Source organism: Microbacterium sp. M4A5_1d (assembly GCF_053345465.1).
The window spans coordinates 1531083-1552303 of record NZ_JBKFAD010000001.1 but is presented as its reverse complement, the minus strand read 5'-3'; the positions used below and the strand labels follow the sequence as shown (position 1 = coordinate 1552303).

General features: G+C 70.4%; 19 protein-coding genes. 12 read left to right on the top strand and 7 right to left on the bottom strand.

What is annotated here, in order from left to right:
* Positions 1-57: 57 nt before the first annotated feature.
* The 3 genes from ACLBWJ_RS07440 (at position 58) to ACLBWJ_RS07430 (ending at position 2854) form a co-directional block, all read left to right on the top strand.
* Positions 58-591, top strand: coding sequence for a MarR family winged helix-turn-helix transcriptional regulator (locus ACLBWJ_RS07440; RefSeq protein ID WP_447660004.1), 534 nt, complete (start codon positions 58-60; stop codon positions 589-591).
* 78 nt (positions 592-669) lie between these two features.
* Positions 670-2337 carry a BCCT family transporter gene (locus ACLBWJ_RS07435; protein ID WP_407667122.1) on the top strand — a complete coding sequence of 556 codons (1668 nt, stop codon included), beginning with the start codon at positions 670-672 and terminating at the stop codon, positions 2335-2337.
* A gap of 70 nt (positions 2338-2407) precedes the next feature.
* On the top strand, positions 2408-2854 hold the full coding sequence (locus ACLBWJ_RS07430) for a GNAT family N-acetyltransferase (RefSeq protein ID WP_447660003.1): 447 nt from the start codon (positions 2408-2410) through the stop codon (positions 2852-2854).
* Between the two features lie 6 nt (positions 2855-2860).
* Here ACLBWJ_RS07430 and ACLBWJ_RS07425 read toward each other — a convergent pair whose 3' ends face one another.
* Together ACLBWJ_RS07425 and ACLBWJ_RS07420 are read right to left on the bottom strand one after the other, a co-directional pair.
* Positions 2861-4318 carry an MFS transporter gene (locus ACLBWJ_RS07425; RefSeq protein ID WP_447660002.1) on the bottom strand — a complete coding sequence of 486 codons (1458 nt, stop codon included), beginning with the start codon at positions 4316-4318 and terminating at the stop codon, positions 2861-2863.
* Between the two features lie 113 nt (positions 4319-4431).
* Positions 4432-5151 (bottom strand): response regulator transcription factor, encoded by a 720-nt coding sequence (locus ACLBWJ_RS07420; RefSeq protein WP_114589032.1) that lies wholly within the window; start codon positions 5149-5151, stop codon positions 4432-4434.
* Between the two features lie 329 nt (positions 5152-5480).
* On the opposite strand from ACLBWJ_RS07420, the gene dnaK reads away from it, so the two are divergent.
* The 4 genes from dnaK (at position 5481) to ACLBWJ_RS07400 (ending at position 9526) form a co-directional block, all read left to right on the top strand.
* Positions 5481-7349 (top strand): molecular chaperone DnaK, encoded by a 1869-nt coding sequence (gene dnaK / locus ACLBWJ_RS07415; protein ID WP_274178224.1) that lies wholly within the window; start codon positions 5481-5483, stop codon positions 7347-7349.
* Between the two features lie 2 nt (positions 7350-7351).
* Positions 7352-7969, top strand: coding sequence for a nucleotide exchange factor GrpE (locus ACLBWJ_RS07410; RefSeq protein ID WP_447660001.1), 618 nt, complete (start codon positions 7352-7354; stop codon positions 7967-7969).
* Between the two features lie 11 nt (positions 7970-7980).
* Positions 7981-8985 (top strand): DnaJ C-terminal domain-containing protein, encoded by a 1005-nt coding sequence (locus ACLBWJ_RS07405; protein WP_112616079.1) that lies wholly within the window; start codon positions 7981-7983, stop codon positions 8983-8985.
* Positions 8986-9076: 91 nt separating this feature from the next.
* Positions 9077-9526: a heat shock protein transcriptional repressor HspR gene (locus ACLBWJ_RS07400; RefSeq protein WP_447659999.1), complete on the top strand. Its 450-nt coding sequence runs from the start codon at positions 9077-9079 to the stop codon at positions 9524-9526.
* Positions 9527-9795: 269 nt separating this feature from the next.
* On the opposite strand, the gene ACLBWJ_RS07395 is transcribed toward ACLBWJ_RS07400, so the two are convergent.
* Both ACLBWJ_RS07395 and ACLBWJ_RS07390 read right to left on the bottom strand, forming a co-directional pair.
* The gene (locus ACLBWJ_RS07395) at positions 9796-10434 is read right to left on the bottom strand and encodes a hypothetical protein (RefSeq protein WP_447659997.1); all 639 of its coding nucleotides are present in this window, start codon (positions 10432-10434) and stop codon (positions 9796-9798) included.
* A gap of 72 nt (positions 10435-10506) precedes the next feature.
* Positions 10507-11100 carry a hypothetical protein gene (locus ACLBWJ_RS07390; RefSeq protein WP_447659996.1) on the bottom strand — a complete coding sequence of 198 codons (594 nt, stop codon included), beginning with the start codon at positions 11098-11100 and terminating at the stop codon, positions 10507-10509.
* 251 nt (positions 11101-11351) lie between these two features.
* On the opposite strand from ACLBWJ_RS07390, the gene ACLBWJ_RS07385 reads away from it, so the two are divergent.
* The 5 genes from ACLBWJ_RS07385 to ACLBWJ_RS07365 all read left to right on the top strand — a co-directional run bounded on the left by ACLBWJ_RS07385 (position 11352) and on the right by ACLBWJ_RS07365 (position 18066).
* A complete protein-coding gene (locus tag ACLBWJ_RS07385; RefSeq protein WP_439117189.1) occupies positions 11352-12500 on the top strand; it encodes a glycosyltransferase in 1149 nt (382 codons plus the stop codon).
* A gap of 2 nt (positions 12501-12502) precedes the next feature.
* On the top strand, positions 12503-13609 hold the full coding sequence (locus ACLBWJ_RS07380) for a glycosyltransferase (protein ID WP_112616087.1): 1107 nt from the start codon (positions 12503-12505) through the stop codon (positions 13607-13609).
* 261 nt (positions 13610-13870) lie between these two features.
* Positions 13871-14869: a helix-turn-helix domain-containing protein gene (locus ACLBWJ_RS07375; RefSeq protein ID WP_447659995.1), complete on the top strand. Its 999-nt coding sequence runs from the start codon at positions 13871-13873 to the stop codon at positions 14867-14869.
* Between the two features lie 64 nt (positions 14870-14933).
* Complete coding sequence (locus ACLBWJ_RS07370) at positions 14934-17162, top strand: ATP-dependent Clp protease ATP-binding subunit (RefSeq protein WP_269267039.1); 2229 nt, start codon at positions 14934-14936, stop codon at positions 17160-17162.
* 79 nt (positions 17163-17241) lie between these two features.
* Positions 17242-18066, top strand: coding sequence for a UbiA family prenyltransferase (locus tag ACLBWJ_RS07365; protein WP_447659993.1), 825 nt, complete (start codon positions 17242-17244; stop codon positions 18064-18066).
* Positions 18067-18070: 4 nt separating this feature from the next.
* Here ACLBWJ_RS07365 and ACLBWJ_RS07360 read toward each other — a convergent pair whose 3' ends face one another.
* Genes ACLBWJ_RS07360 through ACLBWJ_RS07350 form a run of 3 tightly spaced genes read right to left on the bottom strand, consistent with a single transcriptional unit; the run spans position 18071 to position 21127 of the window.
* Positions 18071-19228 carry an FAD-dependent oxidoreductase gene (locus ACLBWJ_RS07360; protein WP_447659991.1) on the bottom strand — a complete coding sequence of 386 codons (1158 nt, stop codon included), beginning with the start codon at positions 19226-19228 and terminating at the stop codon, positions 18071-18073.
* Positions 19221-19919 (bottom strand): methyltransferase domain-containing protein, encoded by a 699-nt coding sequence (locus ACLBWJ_RS07355; RefSeq protein WP_447659990.1) that lies wholly within the window; start codon positions 19917-19919, stop codon positions 19221-19223. The genes ACLBWJ_RS07360 and ACLBWJ_RS07355 overlap by 8 nt, the downstream gene beginning before the upstream one ends.
* Complete coding sequence (locus tag ACLBWJ_RS07350) at positions 19910-21127, bottom strand: type III polyketide synthase (protein ID WP_447659989.1); 1218 nt, start codon at positions 21125-21127, stop codon at positions 19910-19912. The genes ACLBWJ_RS07355 and ACLBWJ_RS07350 overlap by 10 nt, the downstream gene beginning before the upstream one ends.
* Between the last annotated feature and the right edge of the window lie 94 nt (positions 21128-21221).

Sequence of the window (21221 nt, the reverse complement as noted above, 5' to 3'; positions counted from 1 at the left end):
TGTATGCACTATGACATGTACCGCGGGTGCATGTCAAGTCGCATGTATTCTCGAAGCATGACGGCCGACGACGACCCGCGGATCGATGCCATCGCGGACGCCCTGGGGCGCCTGCGCGGACTGCGGCGGCCCGCGCCGGGCGTCGAGCGCGGACCGCAGGCGCACGAACCGTTCGGCGTTCACGGCGTTCACGGCGGACGCGGCGGCCACGGACCTCACGGCGGTCCGTTTGCCGAGGGACGCGGCAGGATGGCGGGGCTCGCCCGCCTCCGCATGCTCGAGGCGCTCGCCGCGGCATCCCATCCGCTCAGCGTCAGCGAGATCGGTGAGGCGATCGGCGTCGATCAGCCACGCGCCTCGCGGCTGGTGCAGCAGGCGGTCGAGCTCGACCTGGTGCGTCGGGAGGCCGACCCCGACGACGCCCGCCGCACGCGCATCGCGCTGACCGGCGAGGGGCGCAGCTTCGCACAGAGCGTGCTGGGCGAGCGTCGGGCGGCCCTCGGCAGCGCGCTGGGCGGATTCACCGATGACGAGCGGGCCGAGCTGGCTCGGCTGCTCACCAAACTCGCCGACGCCTGGCCGCGCGGCTGAGCCATACCCGGTGTCATCGCGGCAGGCAACTGCCCTTCCCCGCTTTGCGTCGCGTCGGTATCCTGACACCCTGTATCGGTGAGCACCGAGAATCAGCCCTCTCCCGCAGAACGCATAGCCGCGGTGTCCACCCCGGGCACGATCGCCCGCTGGGTGTTCTGGCCGGCCGCGGTCGTCATCGTCGGGTTCAGCGCCTTCGCGATCATCTTCCCCACCACAGCCGAGTCGTTCTTCGGCGCCATCCAGACGTCGATCGTCGACTCGTTCAACTGGTACTACGTCCTCATCGCCGCCTTCTTCGTCGGCTTCGCGATCTTCGTCGGCTTCAGCCGCTTCGGCGACATCAAGCTCGGACGCGACGACGACGAGCCCGAGTTCTCGACGGGATCGTGGTTCTCGCTGCTCTTCGCCGCGGGCATGGGCATCGGCCTCGTCTTCTACGGCGTGAGCGAGCCGCTCAGCCACTTCGTGGACCCGCGTCCCGGTGTCACCGGCACCGAGCAGCAGCTGGCGCAGAGCGCTCTGACCCAGACCTACCTGCACTGGGGTGTGCACGCCTGGGCGATGTACGTCGTCGTCGGCCTCGCCCTCGCCTACGCGATTCATCGCCGCCGCCGCCCGATCTCGATCCGCTGGGCGCTCGAGCCGCTGCTGGGGAATCGGGTTCGCGGTGCTGCGGGCAACGTCATCGACGCGGTCGCCCTCGTCGGCACCCTGTTCGGCGTCGCGACCTCGCTCGGGCTCGGTGTCATGCAGATGGGATCCGGGCTCGAGTTCATCGGCCTCCCGCCCTTGAACGACGCGATGCTCATCGGGCTCATCGCGATCGTCTCCGTCTTCGTCCTCTTCTCCGTACTGTCGGGAGTGACGAAGGGGATGAAGTGGCTCTCCAACTTCAACCTCATCGTCGCCGGCTTGCTGCTGCTGTTCCTGCTCTTCGTCGGACCCACGCAGTTCCTGCTGCGCGAGTGGGTGCAGTCGATCGGCGCATACATCCAGGACTTCATCGGTCTCTCCTTCACCGTCAGCGCGCTTCAGGGGGCGGCCGGCGAGGCCTGGCAGGCGCAGTGGACGTCGTTCTACTGGGGCTGGTGGATCTCGTGGGCGCCCTTCGTCGGCATCTTCATCGCGCGCGTCAGCAAGGGGCGCACGGTGCGCCAGTTCGTGGCGGGCGTGCTGCTCGTCCCCACGCTGATCGGCATCCTGTGGTTCGCCGTCCTCGGCGGCTCGGCGCTGTATCGCGAACTCGAGCAGCCCGGGTCGATGCTCGCCGCCGACGGGTCGGTGAACCTGCAGGGCGCCCTGTTCCAGCTGCTCGAGGGGCTGCCCGCCGGTGGTGTGCTGACCATCGGTGCCATCGTCCTGATCGCCGTCTTCTTCATCACCTCGGCTGACTCGGGTGCGCTCGTCATGGGCATGATCGCGACGGGCGGAAATCCCGAGCCGCCGCGCTGGGTGCGCACCTTCTTCGTCGTCATCACCGCCGCCCTCGCGAGCGCGCTCCTGCTGGCCGGAGGCCTGCAGGCGCTGCAGACGGCGGCGATCCTCATCGCCCTGCCGTTCTCGATCGTGATGCTGCTGATGTGCTGGTCGACGGTTCTGGCCTTCCAGCGCGAACGTCGTGCGTACGCCCGCGCGGAGCGGGCTCAGTTCATCGAGCGGATCGGCGACCACTACGGGCTCGAGGTCGAAGAGCCGAACGAACGGGGAGTGCGTTTCCCGTGGATCGGCGGCAGGCGCGGCTGACACCGCTGCAGCGAATCGTCGCGAAGGCGCCGGGCACGACCGTCCGGCGCCTTCGTCGTACGCTGGGCGGATGCCTCCGGTGTCTTCCGCCCGTCTGACCGATGTCCCCGCCGAGACGCTCTACCGCCTCCTCTGGCTGCGCGTGAGCGTCTTCGTCGTCGAGCAGGCCGCGGCCTACCCCGAGCTCGACGGCCGCGACCTCGAGCACGACACCGAACTCTTCTGGATCGAAGACGGCGGACGCGTGCTCGCGACGCTCCGGCTGCTTCGCGACGTCTCGGGAAACGCCCGCATCGGCCGAGTGGCGACCGCGGCCGACGCGCGAGGCCGCGGTCTGTCTGCCCAGCTCATGCGCGCGGCGGTCGAGCGCGCCGTCGAGCGGTGGCCCGGCACCGCGATCGACCTCGACGCGCAGAAGCACCTCGCCGGGTGGTACGGGCGCTTCGGGTTCGAGGTCAACGGACCCGAGTTCTCCGAGGACGACATCCCGCACGTCCCCATGCGCCGCCCCGCCTGAGCCCGGTCAGCGGATGCCGGCCTGCTTCGGCAGTCGAACGAAGAGCAGCAGCACGAGCCCGAAGAGCAACACGACGGCGATGCCCAGCACGCCCCAGATGATGCTGCCGAACCAGGCGATGAACAACGACCACATGGCGGGCGACAGGAAGCTCGCGACGCGTCCCGTCGTGGCGTAGAGGCCGAAGATCTCGCCCTGCATCCCCGGCGGCGTCACCCGGGCAAGCAGCGAGCGGCTCGCGGCCTGGGCCGGCCCCACGCAGCCCGAGAGGATGAGCCCGGCGATCCAGAAGACGATCGAGCCGGCATCTCGCAGGACGAACAGCAGCACCGCGACGGCGATGAGGCCCGACAGGGTGGCCACGATCACGGAGCGCGCGCCGAAGCGATCGTCGAATCGTCCCGCGACGATGGTCGAGGCGCCGGCGACGAGGTTCGCGGCGATGCCGAAGACCATGACCTCGGTCGCGGAGAACCCGAAGGCGCGTGCGGCGAGGACGCCACCGAAGGCGAAGACGCCCGCGAGCCCGTCGCGGTAGACCGCGCTCGCGAGCAGGAACCAGAATGTCGGGCGCTCGGTCCGGTAGAGGCGGACGATGTCCGTGACGAGGTGAGCGTACGCGGCGAAGAAACCGACCTTCTCGGTGTCGCGCGGCGCGGTGCGCTCGGGCACGTTCAGCAGCAGGGGGATGGCGAAGACGATCGTCCACACGCCGCAGCCCACGGCGATGAGCCGATAGGCGAGACCGTTGCTGGTGTCCATCCCGAACCAATCGGCGAAGGTGAGGGCGACCACCAATGCGAGGGCGATGATGCCGCCGATGTAACCGAGCCCCCAGCCCAGGCCGCTGACTCGGCCGATCGTGCGGGGCGTCGAGACCTCCACGAGCATGGCGTTGTAGTTGACGCCCGCGATCTCGGAGACGACGGCGCCGAGGGAGAGGACGATCGCGCCGTACCAGAAGAAGGCCGGGTCGGCGAAGGTGAAGAACAGGGCGAACTGCAGCAGCGCGAGGACGACGGTGAAGACCCCGAGCCAGCGCTTCTTGCGCCCCGACCGGTCGGCGGTCTGGCCGAGCACCGGGGCGAGGAGCAGGATCAGGATGCCGGCGGCCGTCGAGGCGACGCCGTAGCCGCTCGCCAACTCGGCGAGTGCCGCCTCCTTGACCGGGTCGGTGTCGGGCAGTGCCGCGATGTCGGCGGGAAGGAACGAGTCCGACACGAGGAAGAGCGACGCGAACACGAACGTGAGGATGACGGAGTTGAACGGCTGCGTCGCCCAGTCCCACAGCGCCCACGAGACGACGGCCTTGCGGGGGACCGGCTGCTCGTCGACATCGCGACCCTGCATGGCGGCGATGCGTCCGAGCGCCTGCGTGTCGGCTGCGGTCGGCGGCGCGGGCACGCCGCGCGCGGATGACGTTTGGGAGCTGGGCCCACGGGGCGGATCGGTCTCGGGTGACATGCCGGGCACGCTAGAACCTCTCCGTGAACACTCGGTGCCGCCGGCCGGCGGCGGCACGTCGCGTCATCGCGACGGGGCCAGCGTATCCGTCGGGAAGGGGGCCGACACCCTTTTCAGTCGCGACGCGCGAACCGATAGCCGATGCCGCGCACCGTCTCGATCCAGCGGCCGGTCCGGCCGTCGTCGCCGAGCTTGCGGCGCAGGTTCATCAGGTGGACCTCGACCGCGTGAAGGTCGTGGGGGCTGACGTGCTCGCCGTGCGCGCCGCTCTGCCGTCGGAGCATGAGCGCGATCCACGCTTTCTCGACGACGTCACCGGGACGCTGCATCAGGGCCTGCAGGACGTCGAACTCGGAACGCGTCAGATCGAGGGAGCGTCCGTCGAGCTCGACGCGGCGCGAGCCGGGGCTCAGTCGCAGGCCGCCGGCTTCGAGCCATGCGCCCGGTGCCGCCTCGTTCGCCTGGAGCGTCCGCGGGCGCCGCATGAGGGCGTCGATGCGGGCCCGGAGCTCGTACGGGCGCCAGGGCTTGATGACGTAGTCGTCGGCGCCGCTGCGGAATCCCTCGACGGTCGCCGTCTCGTCGTCGACGGCACTGATGATCAGCACGTATCCGTCGTAGAAGGCGCGGATGCGGCGGACCGCCTCGAACCCGTCGATGCCGTCGAGCTTGACGTCGACGGTGGTCAGGTCTGGACGCACGGCGCGCACCGCGTTGACGCCGGCATGCCCGTCTGCGAAAGCGTGAACGGCGAAGCCGTGCTGCTCGAGGGTCTGGGTGAGCAGGCTGCGAAGGTCGTCGTCATCCTCGATCACGACAGCGGTGCGGGTCATGGTCGTCTCCGGGCGCGACGCAACGCTCGACGACCGCCCATTGCGGGTCCGAGGTCGACGAGAGGCGAGTTCGGGATCACGCTTCTTGTCATGGGTGGACTCAACATATAGCGCGCCCCTGGGAGGAACCGATGATCGTGCCTCAGTCTTTCTCAGGTTTGGCTCAGGCGCACGAAATTGTGCAGCGCGGCGCGATACGGAACTTGATACGCCTTGACTCAAGTTCGCTTGACACCATTTCGGGCCGGGAGTACAGTTGAGTCATCGCGGCTCAGGTTGGGCCGCCGCAGACTTCCGATCCCATAGAACCGCAAGTAAGGAGACAACTCATGGCACGTGCAGTGGGTATCGACCTGGGCACGACGAACTCCGTCGTGGCCGTCCTCGAGGGCGGCGAGCCCAAGGTCATCGCCAACGCCGAAGGGCTCCGTACGACCCCCTCGGTCGTCGCGTTCACCAAGGACGGCGAGGTGCTCGTCGGTGAGACCGCGAAGCGCCAGGCCGTCACCAACGTCGACCGCACGCTGACCTCGGTCAAGCGTCACATGGGCACCGACTGGAAGACCCAGGCGATCGACGGCAAGGCGTACACGCCGCAGGAGATCTCGGCCCGCATCCTCCAGAAGCTCAAGCGCGACGCCGAGCAGTACCTGGGCGACACCGTGACCGACGCCGTCATCACGGTCCCCGCGTACTTCAACGACGCCGAGCGTCAGGCGACCAAGGAGGCCGGTGAGATCGCGGGCCTGAACGTCCTGCGCATCATCAACGAGCCCACCGCAGCCGCCCTGGCCTACGGCCTCGACAAGGGCAAGGAGGACGAGCTCATCCTCGTCTTCGACCTCGGTGGCGGAACCTTCGACGTCTCGCTCCTCGAAGTGGGCAAGGACGACGACTTCTCGACCATCCAGGTGCGCGCTACCGCCGGTGACAACCGCCTCGGCGGTGACGACTGGGACCAGCGCATCGTCGAGTACCTGATCAAGCAGTTCAAGGACACGACCGGTGTCGACGTCTCCGGTGACAAGATCGCCCTGCAGCGCCTCAAGGAGGCTGCGGAGCAGGCGAAGAAGGAGCTCTCGAGCTCGCAGTCGACGTCGATCAACCTGCCGTACCTCTCGCTGACCGACTCGGGCCCCGTCTCGCTGTCGGAGACGCTCTCGCGTGCCAAGTTCGAGGACCTCACCAAGGACCTGCTCGACCGCACGAAGAAGCCCTTCGAGGACGTCATCCGTGAGGCCGGCATCAAGGTCGGCGACATCGACCACGTCGTGCTCGTGGGTGGTTCCACCCGCATGCCCGCCGTCTCGGAGCTCGTGAAGAAGGAAGCCGGCAAGGAGCCCAACAAGGGCGTGAACCCGGACGAGGTCGTCGCCGTCGGCGCCGCCCTGCAGGCCGGTGTCCTCAAGGGCGAGCGCAAGGATGTCCTCCTCATCGACGTCACCCCCCTGAGCCTCGGCATCGAGACCAAGGGCGGCATCATGACGAAGCTCATCGAGCGCAACACCGCCATCCCGACCAAGCGCAGCGAGACCTTCACGACCGCCGACGACAACCAGCCGTCGGTCGCGATCCAGGTCTTCCAGGGTGAGCGCGACTTCACGCGCGACAACAAGCCGCTCGGCACGTTCGAGCTCACCGGCATCGCACCGGCGCCCCGCGGCATCCCGCAGGTCGAGGTCACCTTCGACATCGACGCGAACGGCATCGTGCACGTCTCGGCGAAGGACAAGGGCACCGGCAAGGAGCAGTCGATGACGATCACCGGCGGCTCGTCGCTGCCCAAGGACGACATCGAGCGCATGGTGCGCGAGGCCGAGGAGCACGCGGCCGAGGACAAGAAGCGCCGCGAGGCCGCCGAGGTCCGCAACCAGGCCGAGACCCTCTCGTACTCGATCGAGAAGCTGATCGCCGACAACGCCGACAAGCTCCCCGAGGACGTCAAGTCCGAGGTCCAGGGCGACGTCGACGCGCTGAAGACCGCACTCGCGGGCGACGACGACGAAGCGGTGAAGACCGCGTTCGACAAGCTCAACGCATCGCAGGGCAAGCTCGGCGAGGCCATCTACGCGCAGGGTCAGGCCGACCAGGCGCAGGGCGCCCCGACCGACGCTCCGACCGGCGACGCCGGCGCGACGGCATCCGATGAGGACGTCGTCGACGCCGAGGTCGTCGAAGACGAGGAAGACAAGAAGTAATCATGACCGATAAGGACTTCGAAGAGCCGCACGGCGATGACGAGGTCCTCGGCGAGGAGGGGTCGGACGCCCAGGCGTCCGACCCCGACGCGCACGGGGCCCCCGGAGCATCGGATGCCGCAGCTGCGGACGACGAACTGACCATCGACGACATCCTCGGCGCGACGCAGTCCGACGAGGCCGCCGTCGCGGAAGCACCCGCCGAAGAGCACGACCTGCTGCTCGACCTCAAGCGCGTGCAGGCCGAGTACGCCAACTACCGTCGGCGTACCGAGGACCAGCGCGAGGCTGAGATCGAGCGCGCGAAGGGCTCGGTCGCGAAGGGCCTGCTGCCCGTGCTCGACGACCTCGACCGTGCCGACAAGCACGGCGACCTCGTCGAGGGATCGCCGCTCGCGGTGATCGCGGACAAGCTCCGCGGGGTGGTGGCACGACTGGGCGTCGAGTCCTACGGCGCCGCCGGCGACGCGTTCGACCCGCAGCAGCACGAGGCGATCTTCCAGGCGCCCACCCCGGGCACGGCCGAGCCGACGATCCTCGAGGTCGTCGAGGTCGGCTACCGCCTCGGCGGCATCGAGCTGCGTCCGGCGAAGGTCGTCGTCGCGGTGCCGGCCGAATAGGAGGCAACGACATGGCCAGTCAGGACTGGTTCGACAAGGACTTCTACAAGGTGCTGGGCGTCTCCAAAGACGTCTCCGACACCGACCTGAAGAAGACCTACCGCAAGCTCGCGCGCAAGTACCACCCCGACTCGACGCAGGGAGACCCCGCGGCCGAGGCGAAGTTCAAGGAGATCAGCGAGGCGTACTCCGTGCTCTCCGACAAGGAGCAGCGCGCGGAGTACGACCAGATCCGGGCGATGGGGTCGGGCAGTGCCCGCTTCACCGCGGGTGGCCAGGGCGCCGGTGGCTTCGAGGACGTCTTCAGCGCCTTCAACCAGGGTGCGCGAGGCGGTGCCGGAGCTCGCGGCGCGGACTTCGACGACATCTTCGCGATGTTCAACCAGCAGACGGGGCGGTCGAGCCGCTTCGGGTCGGGCGGCTTCGGCCGCTCGACCGGGGGCTTCCAGGGCTTCGGCGGCCCGCAGCGCGGTGCGGACGTCACCGCACGGACGACGCTCGACTTCGCCACCGCGGTCCGCGGTGACACCGTCACGCTCCAGGGCGAGGACGGCAAGCCGTTCAAGGTGAAGATCCCGGCGGGTGTGAAGGACGGGCAGAAGATCCGGCTCCGCGGTCGCGGGCGTCCCTCGCCGGACGGCGGTGAATCGGGTGACATCGTCGTGAGCGTCACGGTCCGGCCGCACCCGGTCTTCACGCGCGACGGACTCAACCTTCGCGTGGTGGTCCCGGTGACCTTCACCGAGGCGGCCCTCGGCGCCACGATCGAGGTGCCGACGCTGGGCGGCGACCCCGTCAAGCTCCGGGTCGCGCCCGGCACCCCGTCGGGCCGCGTCCTGCGGGTAAAAGGCCGCGGCGTGAGCACGTCGAAGGGCACGGGTGATCTGCTGGCCGAGGTCCAGGTCGCCGTTCCCGCGCACCTCGACGAAGAGGCCCGAGCGGCCCTCGAACGATTCGCGGAGGTCGAGCCCCGCGAGAACCCCCGCGCCGACCTGATGAACAAGGCGCGCGGCTGACACATTCGTCTCGACCCGTCGCATCCGATCCCCTCGGGCGGACGCGGCGGGTCGCCCGACGACACTCTCGACGCCCAGGAGGTGACCAACCATGGCTGATGACGACATCGACGAGGACGCCCCGATCTTCGCGATCGCGGCCGCGGCGGAGCTCGCGGCCATGCACGCGCAGACCCTCCGGCAGTACGACCGGCTGGGCCTCGTGGTGCCCGGGCGCACGCAGGGAGGGTCGCGTCGATACTCGCTGCGCCACATCCGGCAGCTGCGAGAAGTGGCGCGGATGTCGGCGGAGGGCATCAGCCTGCCCGCCATCGCACGCATCCTGGAGCTCGAGAACGAGGTCGCGGGACTCCGCCGCGAGGTGCGGGACCTCGAGCAGCGTCTGCGCGACGAGATGCAGCAGCGCCCCGGCGCGCGGGTGTTCGCCGCCGGTGCCACGGGTGCCGTCGTGACCCTGCGTCACGGTGCGCGCGTGCGCCGGGCGACCGAGGTCGTGCTCTACCGCCGCCCCTCCGACCCGCCCGCGTCCGCGCAGTCGTAGCCGACCCGACGCGAAGGGGCGTTATCCGACGCGCGCACCGACCATTCGGGTCGGTTCGCGCGTGTGGCGGGGATGTGCGCAGGGGGTCCTGCACAGGCGGGGCGACGGAGATCGGATGTCGAACGGGCTGGGGAGAGCTCGGGGTGGGTGCGGAGGGCCGACAGCCTGGACGGGTGGCACGCACTCCTGTTGAACTCCCCGAGGCGCTGCCGGGTGCCTTCACGGTCGGGACGGCGCGCGCGACCGGAGTGACGCGCGGCAGACTCCGTTCAGCCGACCTGGCCGCGCCCTTCCACGGCATCCGCTCGCGTGCGCCCGTGACGGACGTGCGCGCGCTGGTGACCGCTTATCTGCCGAAACTTCGCGCGGGCGAGCACGTCAGTCATGCCACGGCAGTGGCTCTCGTCGGCGGCTGGATCCCCGGGCGGCTGCGCGCGCAGGTGGATGTCGCGGCGCCGCGACCGCTCGGGCGTGCCCGTGGTGTCGGGGTGCGCGGGCACGAAGCTGCCGCGGCGAGTCTGTGGCGATTCGGACCCGTTCCGATCGCGCACCCGGCCGTCGCCTGGTGCCAATCGGCCGAGCTCATGGACGAACGCGAGCTCGTCATCGCGGCAGACTCCCTGATGCGCAGGCATGATCCTGTCTTGTCGATCGAGCAGCTCCGTGGAGCGGTGGCGGAGTGGTCCGGTCGGCGCGGCGTACGCGCGCTCCGACTCGCGTACGAACGCTGCCGGGAACGCACCGACTCGGTTGCGGAGACCGAGCTGCGTCTCGACGCCGAAGACCTCGGAATGACCACCTTCGAGGTCAACGCGGTCATCCGCGATGAGGCCGGGCGCTTCGTGGCCTATGGCGACCTCGTCGACGTCGGGCGGCGCGTGCTCCTGGAGTACGACGGTCAGCAGCACCGGCTCGACGACGCGCAGTACGGCCGCCGATCAGGCGGGGGGGGCAAGTCGGCGGGGGGCAAGTGGGCGCGGTCAGGCGGGTGGGAGGCGCAGCGTGTTGGCGGACTCGTCGAGGGTCAGGTCGTCGACGACGCGGAGCGAGCGGGCGAGGTGATCGAGCTCCTCCAGAACCGTCCCCACGCGCTCGCGGTCGCTGCACACGGCCGACAGCGTGACGAGATGGGTTCCCGTGTCCCAGGTGTACGAGACGAACGGGGGAGTCCGCGGGTCAGGCGGCAGCGTCATGACGAGCTTCTCGCCCGCCCCGAGGTAGGGGGAGCGGAAGTCCTCGGTGTCGTCGTACTCCATCGGCATCATCGCTCGCGCGGTGCGCACCTGCGGGGTCGCCTCCTGCATCTGCCCGAGGACGACGAGCAGCTCGGGGTCGGCCTTCCACATCCACGCTCGCACGCGCCCGTCGGCTCGGCGCATGAGCATCGGCACCGCCTGGCTCGCAGCCCACGCGGCGAAGCGTCCACCGGGGCGGGGCGCCGCTCCTATCGCGGCGTTCGCCTGGCTGAGCAGCATCCCGATCGCGCGCTTGCGAGCGCGGCGTCCGGAGAATCCGAACGATTCAGTGACGGCAACCCAGCGGGCGGGATCGGCATCGGCTTCGAGTCGGGCCATGACCCCAGCCTAGGGATGCCGCCTGGGTGCGCGCGGGGCGTCGCGCGCAGCGTCCGACGCGGCCCGAGTCGGTTTCCCCCAACGCCGTGCCGCCTCCCGGGAGCCCCTATACCGCTCGGGTAAGCTCGGGGCCGCCGCGTCGGCCACAGCCGGCGGCACGCCGCCGTACAGATTGGGCCTGACCCGTGACCGAATCCACGACGACCGAGGGTGTTCCCGCCGAGAGTTCTCGCGCGCCCCTGACCATCGTGATGGGCGCCGACACGTTCGCCCCCGATGTCAACGGAGCCGCCCGTTTCGCCGAACGCCTCTCCGCCGGCCTCGCCGCCCGCGGTCACGACGTGCACGTCGTGACCCCCAGTGTGAAGCACTCCCAGTCGGGAGTCTTCACCGAGAACATCGAGGGTGCCGACCTCACCGTCCACCGCCTCCCCGGGTGGCGCTGGTACCCGCACGACTGGCTGCGTTTCGTGCTGCCCTGGCGCTCGAAGCACTACGCCCGGCGCGTGCTCGACTCGGTCAAGCCCGACGTCGTCCACAGCCAGTCGCACATCGTCATCGGCCGCGGACTCACGCGCGAGGCGAAGAAGCGCGGCATCCCCGTCGTCGCGACCAACCACGTCATGGCCGAGAACGTCATCGACTTCACGACGCTGCCGCCGTTCCTCGACAAGATCATCATCAAGCTCTGCTGGGACGACGCCAAGCGCACGTTCCTGATGTCGCGCGCCGTGACCACCCCGACGCGCAAGGCCGCGCAGTTCCTCGAGGACACGATCGACATCTCGGGCGTCATCCCGATCAGCTGCGGCATCGACAAGCGCAACTACACCCCCGACCTGACTCCGCGCGAGCACCGCCGCATCCTGTTCGTCGGGCGCCTCACGACGGAGAAGCACGTCGAGGTCACCCTGAAGGCGGTCGCCAAGCTCGCCCCCGAGCTGGACGTCCATTTCGACATCGTCGGCGGCGGCGACCAGCGTCGGAACCTCGAGCAGACCGCGCAGCAGCTCGGCATCACCGACCGCGTCACGTTCTATGGGCGCACCGACGAGGCCGACCTCCGCGCGGCATACACGCGGGCCGACGTCTTCGCGATCGCCTCGATCGCCGAGCTGCAGTCGATCGCGACGATGGAGGCCATGGCCTCGGGCCTGCCCGTCGTGGCGGCGGATGCCGTCGCCCTGCCGCACCTCGTCCAATCGGGTGTGAATGGCTACCTCTTCGAGCCCGGCAACGTCGACGACCTCGCAGACAAGCTGCGGCGCGTGCTGACCGCCTCTCCCGAGGAGTACCTGCGGATGCAGCAGGCCTCACTCGACGGCGTCGAGATCCACGACATCGAGCGCACTCTCGACACGTTCGAGAAGCTCTACCGCGGCGAGCCGCTCGACGCGTGACGATGCGGCTCTTCTTCGACGCGCGCTACATCCGCACCGATTTCCACGACGGCATCAGCCGCTTCTCCCATGAGCTCGCCCACGCGCTGTTCGCGGCGGCGCCCGCCGAGGGGGTCGAGGTCACGTTCATCGTGCACGACCCCGCGCAGCTGCCGTTCCTCCCGGCAGGGGCGCCGCACGTCACGCTGCACGCGCCGACCTCCATGCTCGAGCCGTTCGCGGCGCTGCGGCTGAACCGGCACCGACCCGACGTCGTCTACTCGCCGATGCAGACGATCGGGGCCCTCGGCCGGCGGTTCGCGCTGATCCTCACGCTGCACGACACGATCTACTACCGGCACCGCACACCGCCCCGCGATCTGCCGTGGTTCGTGCGCTTGGGCTGGCGGCTCTTCCACCTCTCGTATGCGCCGCAGCGGGCGACGCTGAACGCCGCAGACGTCGTCGCGACGGTCAGCGAGACGAGCAAGCGTCAGTTCGCCGACGTCAAGCTGACCAAGCGCGAGGTGGTGGTGCTGCCCAACGCTCCGCAGCGTCTCGCCGAGCTGGCGCCCGCGACGGCCATGCCCGGGGCTGCGAAGCCGCAGAACATCGTCTACATGGGCTCGTTCATGCCCTACAAGAACGTCGAGACGCTCGTCCGGGCGATGCAGTGGCTGCCCGGCCGCACGCTGCACCTGCTGAGTCGGATCTCCGACGGTCGACGCGCCGAGCTCGAGGAGCTCGCGCCCGCCGGTGCCCGCATCATCTTCCACGGCGGAGTGACGGATGCCGAGTACGCCGCGCTCCTCGCCGATGCGGGAATGCTCGCGACGCTCAGTCTCGACGAGGGGTACGGGCTGCCGATCGCGGAAGCCCTGGCGCTCGGGGTGCCCGCGGTGGTCAGCGACATGGCGATCTTCCATGAGGTCGGCGGCGACGGCGCGCTCTACGTGCCGCCGCGCGACCCGCGAGCCTTCGCCGCGGCCGTCGAGTCACTCGATGACGATGCCGCCCGCGCGGCGCTCGTCGCGGCGGGTCGTGCGCACATCTCCCGATTCACCTGGGCGGAATCGGCGTCGCGACTGCTCGCGGCATCCCGTCGCGCCCGCGCGCGCCGCGACCGCTGACGGCGACCGCGCTCCGGCGCGGTGACCGCTCGCGCTCGCGGTGTGTGGGCGCCGATTCCCCTGCCGGCGGCACGCGTGTCGGGTCGGTGGGGACGCGGCGATAGCCGTCGCGTGCGACCACCGCGAGCGTGCCTGTCACGGCGGCGATCACGAGGAGGACGAGTGCGAGAAGAAGGATGTCGGAAGGCATGGCAGAAACGCTACGATGAGCGTTATCCTGCCGATACTGGCGGATGAGACGGTATTCGGAGGAATCCTGCCATGCACACGGTCGCTTGCGTCGTCCAGCCCGGGTTCGCGCCCTTCGAGTTCGGTCTCGCGTGCGAGGCGTTCGGTCTCGACCGCAGTGACGAGGGCATCCCGAACTTCGACTTCCGGGTTGTGGCACCCGATCCCGGGGTGGTCCCCGCCAACCTCCCGTTCTCGCTCAACGTCGACGCGGGACTCGGGTTCGCCGACGAGGCCGATCTGGTCGTGATCACTCCCATCCCGCGCGAGACCTGGGACTCCGTGGACGAACGTGTCACAGCGGTCGTCCGACGTGCGGTCGAGCGTGGCGCATGGGTGCTCACCGTCTGCAGCGGAGCCTTCGTGGTCGCGGCATCCGGTGTGCTCGACGGCAAGCGCGCCACGACGCACTGGCGCTACGCCGAGACCATGGCGCAGATGTACCCGCGCATCGAGGTCGACCCCGACGTGCTGTACGTGCAGTCGGACCGGATCATCACGTCTGCGGGTACCGCGGCGGGGCTCGACGCCTGCCTGCACCTGCTGCGCATCGAGCTCGGGGCCGAGGCGGCGAACACGATCGCCCGGCGGATGGTCGTGCCGCCCCTCCGCGACGGCGGGCAGGCCCAGTTCATCGCGCGTCCGCTCCCCGAGGCGGCATCGCTGTCGCTCGCGCCCATCACCGACTGGATGATCGCGAACCTCGACCTCGATCTGTCCGTCGATCTGCTCGCGTCGCGCGCGCACATGTCGCCGCGGACGTTCGCGCGCCGATTCAAGGCCGATTACGGGACGACCCCGGCGGCGTGGCTCGGGCGGCAGCGGATCCTGCGGGCGCAGCGGCTGCTCGAGCGGACCGACCTCGGGCTCGACCAGATCGCGGCCGACAGTGGATTCGGCTCGGCCTCCGTCCTGCGGCAGAACTTCGCGCGAGCCCTCGGGCTCAGCCCCTCGGCGTACCGCGCCCGTTTCGCCTGTACGCCCGAGGCGGCGTCGGTGGCCGGGGCTGCGGCAGAGGCCGTAGCGTCCTGAACGACACGGTGATAAACTTGAGTCACACAGGCTCAAGTTTGAGCCGAGAGATTTCAGGAGAACTATGAACGCCACACAGCAGCCCGGACAGGAGGAGGCGCAGAGCGCCCTCGAGCAGTTCGGCATCAACCTCACCGACCGTGCCCGGCAGGGCAAGCTCGACCCGGTCATCGGGCGCGACAGCGAGATCCGCCGCGTCAGCCAGGTGCTCACCCGCCGCACGAAGAACAACCCCGTCCTCATCGGCGAGCCCGGCGTCGGCAAGACCGCCGTCGTCGAGGGCCTCGCTCAGCGCATCGTCGCGGGCGACGTCGCCGAGAGCCTCAAGAACAAAGAGCTCGTCTCGCTCGACATCTCCGCGCTCGTGGCCGGCGCCATGTACCGCGGTCAGTTCGAGGAGCGCCTGAAGAGCGTGCTCAAGGAGATCACCGAGTCCGACGGCCGCATCATCACCTTCATCGACGAGCTGCACGTGCTCATGGGCGCGGGCGGCGGCGAAGGCTCGGTCGCGGCATCCAACATGCTCAAGCCCATGCTCGCCCGCGGTGAGCTCCGCCTCATCGGTGCGACCACCCTCGACGAGTACCGCGAGTTCATCGAGAAGGATGCCGCGCTCGAGCGCCGCTTCCAGCAGGTCTACGTCGGCGAGCCGAGCGTCGAGGACACCATCGCCATCCTCCGCGGGCTCAAGGAGCGCTACGAGGCCCACCACAAGGTCGCCATCTCGGACGGTGCGCTCGTGGCCGCGGCATCCCTCTCGAACCGCTACATTCCAGCCCGCCAGCTGCCCGACAAGGCGATCGACTTGATCGATGAGGCCGCGTCGCGCCTGCGCATGGAGATCGACTCGGCGCCGCTCGAGATCGACGAGCTGCGCCGGCACGTCGACCGGCTGAAGCTCGAGGAGCTCGCGCTCAAGAAGGAGAAGGATGCCGCCTCGCGCGAGCGTCTCGACGCCTTGCGCGCGACGCTGAAGGACGAGCAGCAGAAGCTCGACGAGTTGCAGGCGCGCTGGGAGCGCGAGCGGGCGTCGCTGAACCGCGTCGGTGACCTCAAGACGCGTCTCGACGCGGCTCGCGTCGAAGCCGAGCGCGCGCAGCGCGAGGGCAACCTCGAGAAGGCATCGCGGCTTCTGTACGCCGAGATCCCGGCGCTCGAACGCGAGGTCGTCGAAGCGGAGCGCGCCGAGACCGCCGTCGACGGGCCCGAGCGGATGGTCAACGAACAGGTCACCGACGAGGACATCGCCGCCGTGATCGCCGCCTGGACCGGCATCCCCGTCGGGCGCCTGCTGCAGGGGGAGACCGAGAAGCTCGTGCGCCTCGAGTCCGAGCTCGGCAAGCGCCTCATCGGGCAGAAGACCGCCGTGAAGGCCGTCGCCGACGCCGTGCGTCGCTCGCGAGCGGGCATCAGCGACCCGAACCGGCCCACGGGCTCGTTCCTGTTCCTGGGGCCGACCGGTGTCGGCAAGACCGAGCTCGCCAAGGCTTTGGCCGAGTTCCTCTTCGACGACGAACACGCCATGGTGCGCATCGACATGTCGGAGTACGGCGAGAAGCACTCGGTGTCGCGGCTCGTCGGTGCCCCTCCCGGGTACATCGGCTACGAGCAGGGCGGCCAGCTCACCGAGGCCGTGCGCCGCCGCCCGTACTCCGTCGTGCTGCTCGACGAGGTCGAGAAGGCGCACCCCGAGGTCTTCGACGTGCTGCTGCAGGTCATGGACGACGGCCGCCTCACCGACGGCCAGGGCCGGACGGTCGACTTCCGCAACGTCATCCTGATCCTCACCTCGAACCTCGGGTCGCCCATCCTCATCGACCCGACGCTGAGTCTCGAGCAGAAGCGCGAGCAGGTGCAGATCCTGCTGCGCCAGGCGTTCCGGCCGGAGTTCCTGAACCGCCTCGATGACACCGTCATGTTCGAGGCGCTGAGCCAGGACGACCTCGCCCAGATCGTCGAGCTCTCCGTCGACGCGCTGCAGCGGCGCCTCAAGGACCGGCGCCTCTCGCTCGCCGTCACCCCAGATGCTCGCGCGTGGCTGGCCGAGCGCGGCTACGACCCGGTGTTCGGAGCCCGGCCGCTGCGCCGCCTCATCCAGTCCGAGATCCAGGACCGCCTCGCCATGGCCATCCTGTCGGGCGGGGTGCGCGACGGCGACATCGTCCGGGTCGACGTGGCCGCCGACGGCTCGGCGCTCGTGCTGACGAGTGCCGGTCCCGCGGCGGAGCCTGCCGCGCCGGCAGCCGCCGGAGGGGACGACGACGTGATCGAGGCCGAGCTGCTCGACGACTGATCGCGGCGGCGGCCTGCCCACGACGCCGAGGCGCGCAACCCCGTCGGAGCCGATGACCCTGACGTGAGAGTGTGGACGCATGCGTGCGATCCGGGCCCTGTGGGGCGCCTCACACCCGGGGCCCTCGGTCGTCGTGACGGCTCTGGCTCTGGCGCTCGGACTCGCGGCTGGGCTCGAGCCCTGGCGGCTCGCGGTGCTGGTGGCATCCGTGCTTTTCGGTCAGCTCTCGATCGGCATCTCCAACGACGCGATCGACCGTGAACGCGACCGCGCCGTCGGCCGCACCGACAAGCCTCTCGTCCGCGGTGAGGTCTCGAATCGTGCGGCCTGGATCGCGGCCGGGGGCTCCGCCATCATCGCGCTCGCTCTCTCGGCGGCGCTCGGATGGGGGATGCTGCTCGCGCACGCCGTGACGATCGTGTCGGCCTGGTCGTACAACCTCGGGCTGAAGTCGACGCCGGTGTCGGTCGTGCCCTTCCTCGTGAGCTTCGGTCTCTTCCCCTCGCTGGCGACGCTCTCGTCACCCGATCCGACGCTCGCGGCGCCCTTCGCTGCCGTGGCGGGTGCTGCGCTCGGGGCGGCGGTGCACCTGACCAACGTCCTGCCCGACCTCGACGACGACCGCGACACCGGTGTGCGGGGGCTGCCGCATCGCCTCGGAGCGCCGGTATCGATCATCATCGCTGTCGCCGGGATCGTCGTCGCCGCGATCGCCGTGCTCATCGGCGGGCGGAGCGAGGGAGTCCTGCCGTGGCTTTTCTTCGGCGTGGTGCTGGTGCTCGCGGTCGCGGTGGTGGTGCGGATGCGGCTCCGCGGTCCCGACCGCACCGGCTTCCGCCTCGTCATGGCCGCGGCTCTCGTGCTCGCCGCGCAGCTGGTGGTGGCTGCGGGCTCGTTGCGCTGAGAACTCAGCGAGCAGCGGCGTCGAGCCCCATCGCATAGGCGTTCGGGACCAGGGAGCCGGTCGCGGCGAGCACGCGCCCGAGCATCCGAGTGCGCACGGCGTCCGCGCCCGCACTCACCGGGCGGCCGAGACGCATGTTGACCGCCGCCAGCCGTCCCGCCGTGCGGGCCGAACGCAGCCGATCGTGCTCCCATCGTGCGAGGGCAGCAGCGGGCTCGGTGCCGCTGCGGACCCAGGCAGCGAGCAGCGGCGCGAGGGTCGCCGCGTCGAGGAGGCCGAGGTTCATCCCCTGTCCTCCGATCGGGCTGATCTCGTGTGCGGTGTCGCCGATCACCGTCACCCGGCCGCGACGCAGGGCCGGTGCGAGCACACGTCGCACGCGGAACCCCGTCGCGCCGGTCAGTGCCTCTGCGGCATCCGTTTCGCCCCGTTCCCGCATCGCCGTGCGCAGCCGCCGCAGCCGCGCATCCGGCTCGTCGAACCCGCCGTCATCCTGCCCGGGCGGCTCGTCCCAGGCGACGAAGCGGCGTCGGCCTCCCGGCAGGGGGAAGGACTCGAGCACCCCCGCTCGCGCGAGGTGAACCACCGCGACGTCGGCATCGGGTCTCCCGGGGACGTCGGCGTCGCTCATGAGGTACCGGTCGGGGTAGCTCGTGCGTCTCACGGCGTTCGGCCGGAACACGAGCTCGCGTGCGCCGACGCCTCCGGCGACCACGACGAGCGGCGCCGACAGTTCGCCGGCCCCGCGAGCACCGGACGTCTCGACCCGTACGTCGGCCGGCCCCGGTGTCACGCGGGTGACGGCGACCCCACGCAGCGGCGACGGCGCACCGAACGCGAGAGCGCGCTCGGTGAGGGCCTGCGGGAGGGTGGCGACATACGGATGCCGCACCGACAGGCGATCGAATCGGACGACGCCGAGCAGTGTTCCGTCGCTGCGGGCCTCGCCGCGCGAGACACGGACCGCGTCCTCGAGGATGCGGTCGGTCGCACCGCCCTCCTCGAGCGCGGCGAGGACGGGAGCGTGCAGCCCGATCGCCCGCGACCCGTCGCCGCTGCGTTCGCGGCGCTCGAGCACCGTGACGTCGACGCCCCGTCGCGTGAGCTCGGCCGCCAGCAGCATCCCCACCGGGCCGGCGCCGACGACGATGACGTCAGGCACGCCCCGCTCCCACGGCGAGCACGCGGAACGGCGCGGGGCGGACGACGTGCCACTCGCCGCGACTCGCGAGCGTCGTCCGCAGCTCTCGGGCACGGTAGCTGCGGCGGATCGAGCGCAGCCCGTCGGTGCGCAGGAAGGTCCCGTGCTGGACCGGCAGGATGGCCGCCGCGTAGAGCGCGTAGGCCGCGCGCCCCCGCTCGATGTCGGCGTGGAGCACGATTCCGCGCGACAGGGCGAGCGAGTCGGCGATGAAGGCGTCGAGCTCGGGCTCGCCGAGGTGATGCAGCACATGGTTCGAGATGACGGCGTCGAAGCGCTCGCCGCTGGCGCGCAGCGCCGTCGAGTCGGTGCTGCGGAACTCCAGGTCGGGCCGGCTGCGCTCGCGCGCGACGGCGAGGGCGCGGGGATCCGGGTCGATCCCGACCCAGCCGACGTCCAGGCCATCCCGTTCCGCGAGCCGCGCGAGCCGCGCGGTGACGTCGCCACCGCCTGACCCGATGTCGAGCACGCGGGCGGGGCGATCCAGACGCGCGAGGGCGGGCCGCAGATGCCGCCGCCACACCGTTCCCCAGCCGCTCACGGCGCGATTGACGAGGTCGAAGCGGCGGAGGGTCTGCGCGAGGGCCTCCGGATCGCAGTCCGGGTCGTCCATCAGCTCGCGCAGCTCGACGTCGCGACGACTCAGGCCCACGATGCGACGGGTTCCGCCCGCACGGCATCCGTCGACGCTTTCTCCGCAACGCCGGTGTCGGCTCCAGCGGCGACTCCTGCCGTGAGGAGCGCGGCCTCCATCGTGAGTCCGGGGCCGAACGCGAGCGTCGCGATCGTCTCGCCGTCGCGCAGGGTGTCTGCGTCGAGGAGCGATCGGAGGATGAAGAGGATCGTCGCGCTCGACATGTTCCCGTAGTCCCGCAGCACGGCACGCGATGCCGCGAGGGCATCCGACGGCAGGTCGAGGCCCGATTCGACGCGGTCGAGGACGGCTCGGCCGCCCGGGTGGACGGCCCACGTGTCGACCCGGCCGTCGCCGATCACCTCGGCCACCGCGGCGCGGATCTCGCGCCCGATGATGCGCGGCACCTCGGCCGTCAGCACCATCTCGAAGCCGGCGTCCCCGATCGTCCAGGTCATGTCGCGCTCACCGTCGTCGGTCACCGCGGTCGCGAACCGATCGAGGTCGAGCCACCGCTCTCCGCGACGCGCCGGGTCGGCGCTGACGACCGCCGCCGCGGCGCCGTCGGCGAACAGCGATGCCGCGAGGATCTGGTCGGGGTCGTCGGCGACCCGGAAGTGCAGGGTGCACAGCTCGGCGCAGACCACGAGCACGACGGCGTCGGGCTGGGCGGCGCACATGCGTGCCGCTGCCCGAAGGGCCGGGACGGCGGCCGCGCAGCCGATGAACCCCAGGTGGTAGCGCTCGACGGTCGTGGGAAGGCCGAGGTCGCGCACCAGCCGGTAGTCGGGACCCGGCGCGTACATGCCGGTGCACGAGACGGTCACGACGTGAGTGATCTCCGCCGGCGCGACGGATGCCGCAGACAGGGCCTCCCGCGCCGCGCGCGCCGACAGCTCGGGGGCGAGGGCGATAAAGGTGTCGTTGCGTGTGCCCGTCGAGGGCGAGAGCAGTGCCCCGTCGTCGGAGATGACGGGAAGGGCTGCCGGGTCGCCGGCGGCCGGGTGCGCGGCATCCGATCGCGCGCCACCGGGCTCGAGCGCCTCGGCGAGATCGGTCAGCACGGTGTGCCGGGTCTCGATGGCCGAGGCGTCGAACGCCGCGCGGACCAGACGCTGCGACAGCCGTCCGATGCCGGGCTGTGCGGCGAACAGGTCGCGCACGGAGTTCTGGTGAAGCACGGCCGGCGGCACGGCGGTGCCGATCGACAGGATGCGGGCGGTCATGCTTGACGATAACCGGTGCGGCACCGCCGCGGCGCCGGGGTGTCGCACCTCACAGACCTCGTCTATGGTGCGGCCGCCGCCGTGCGAACCGCTG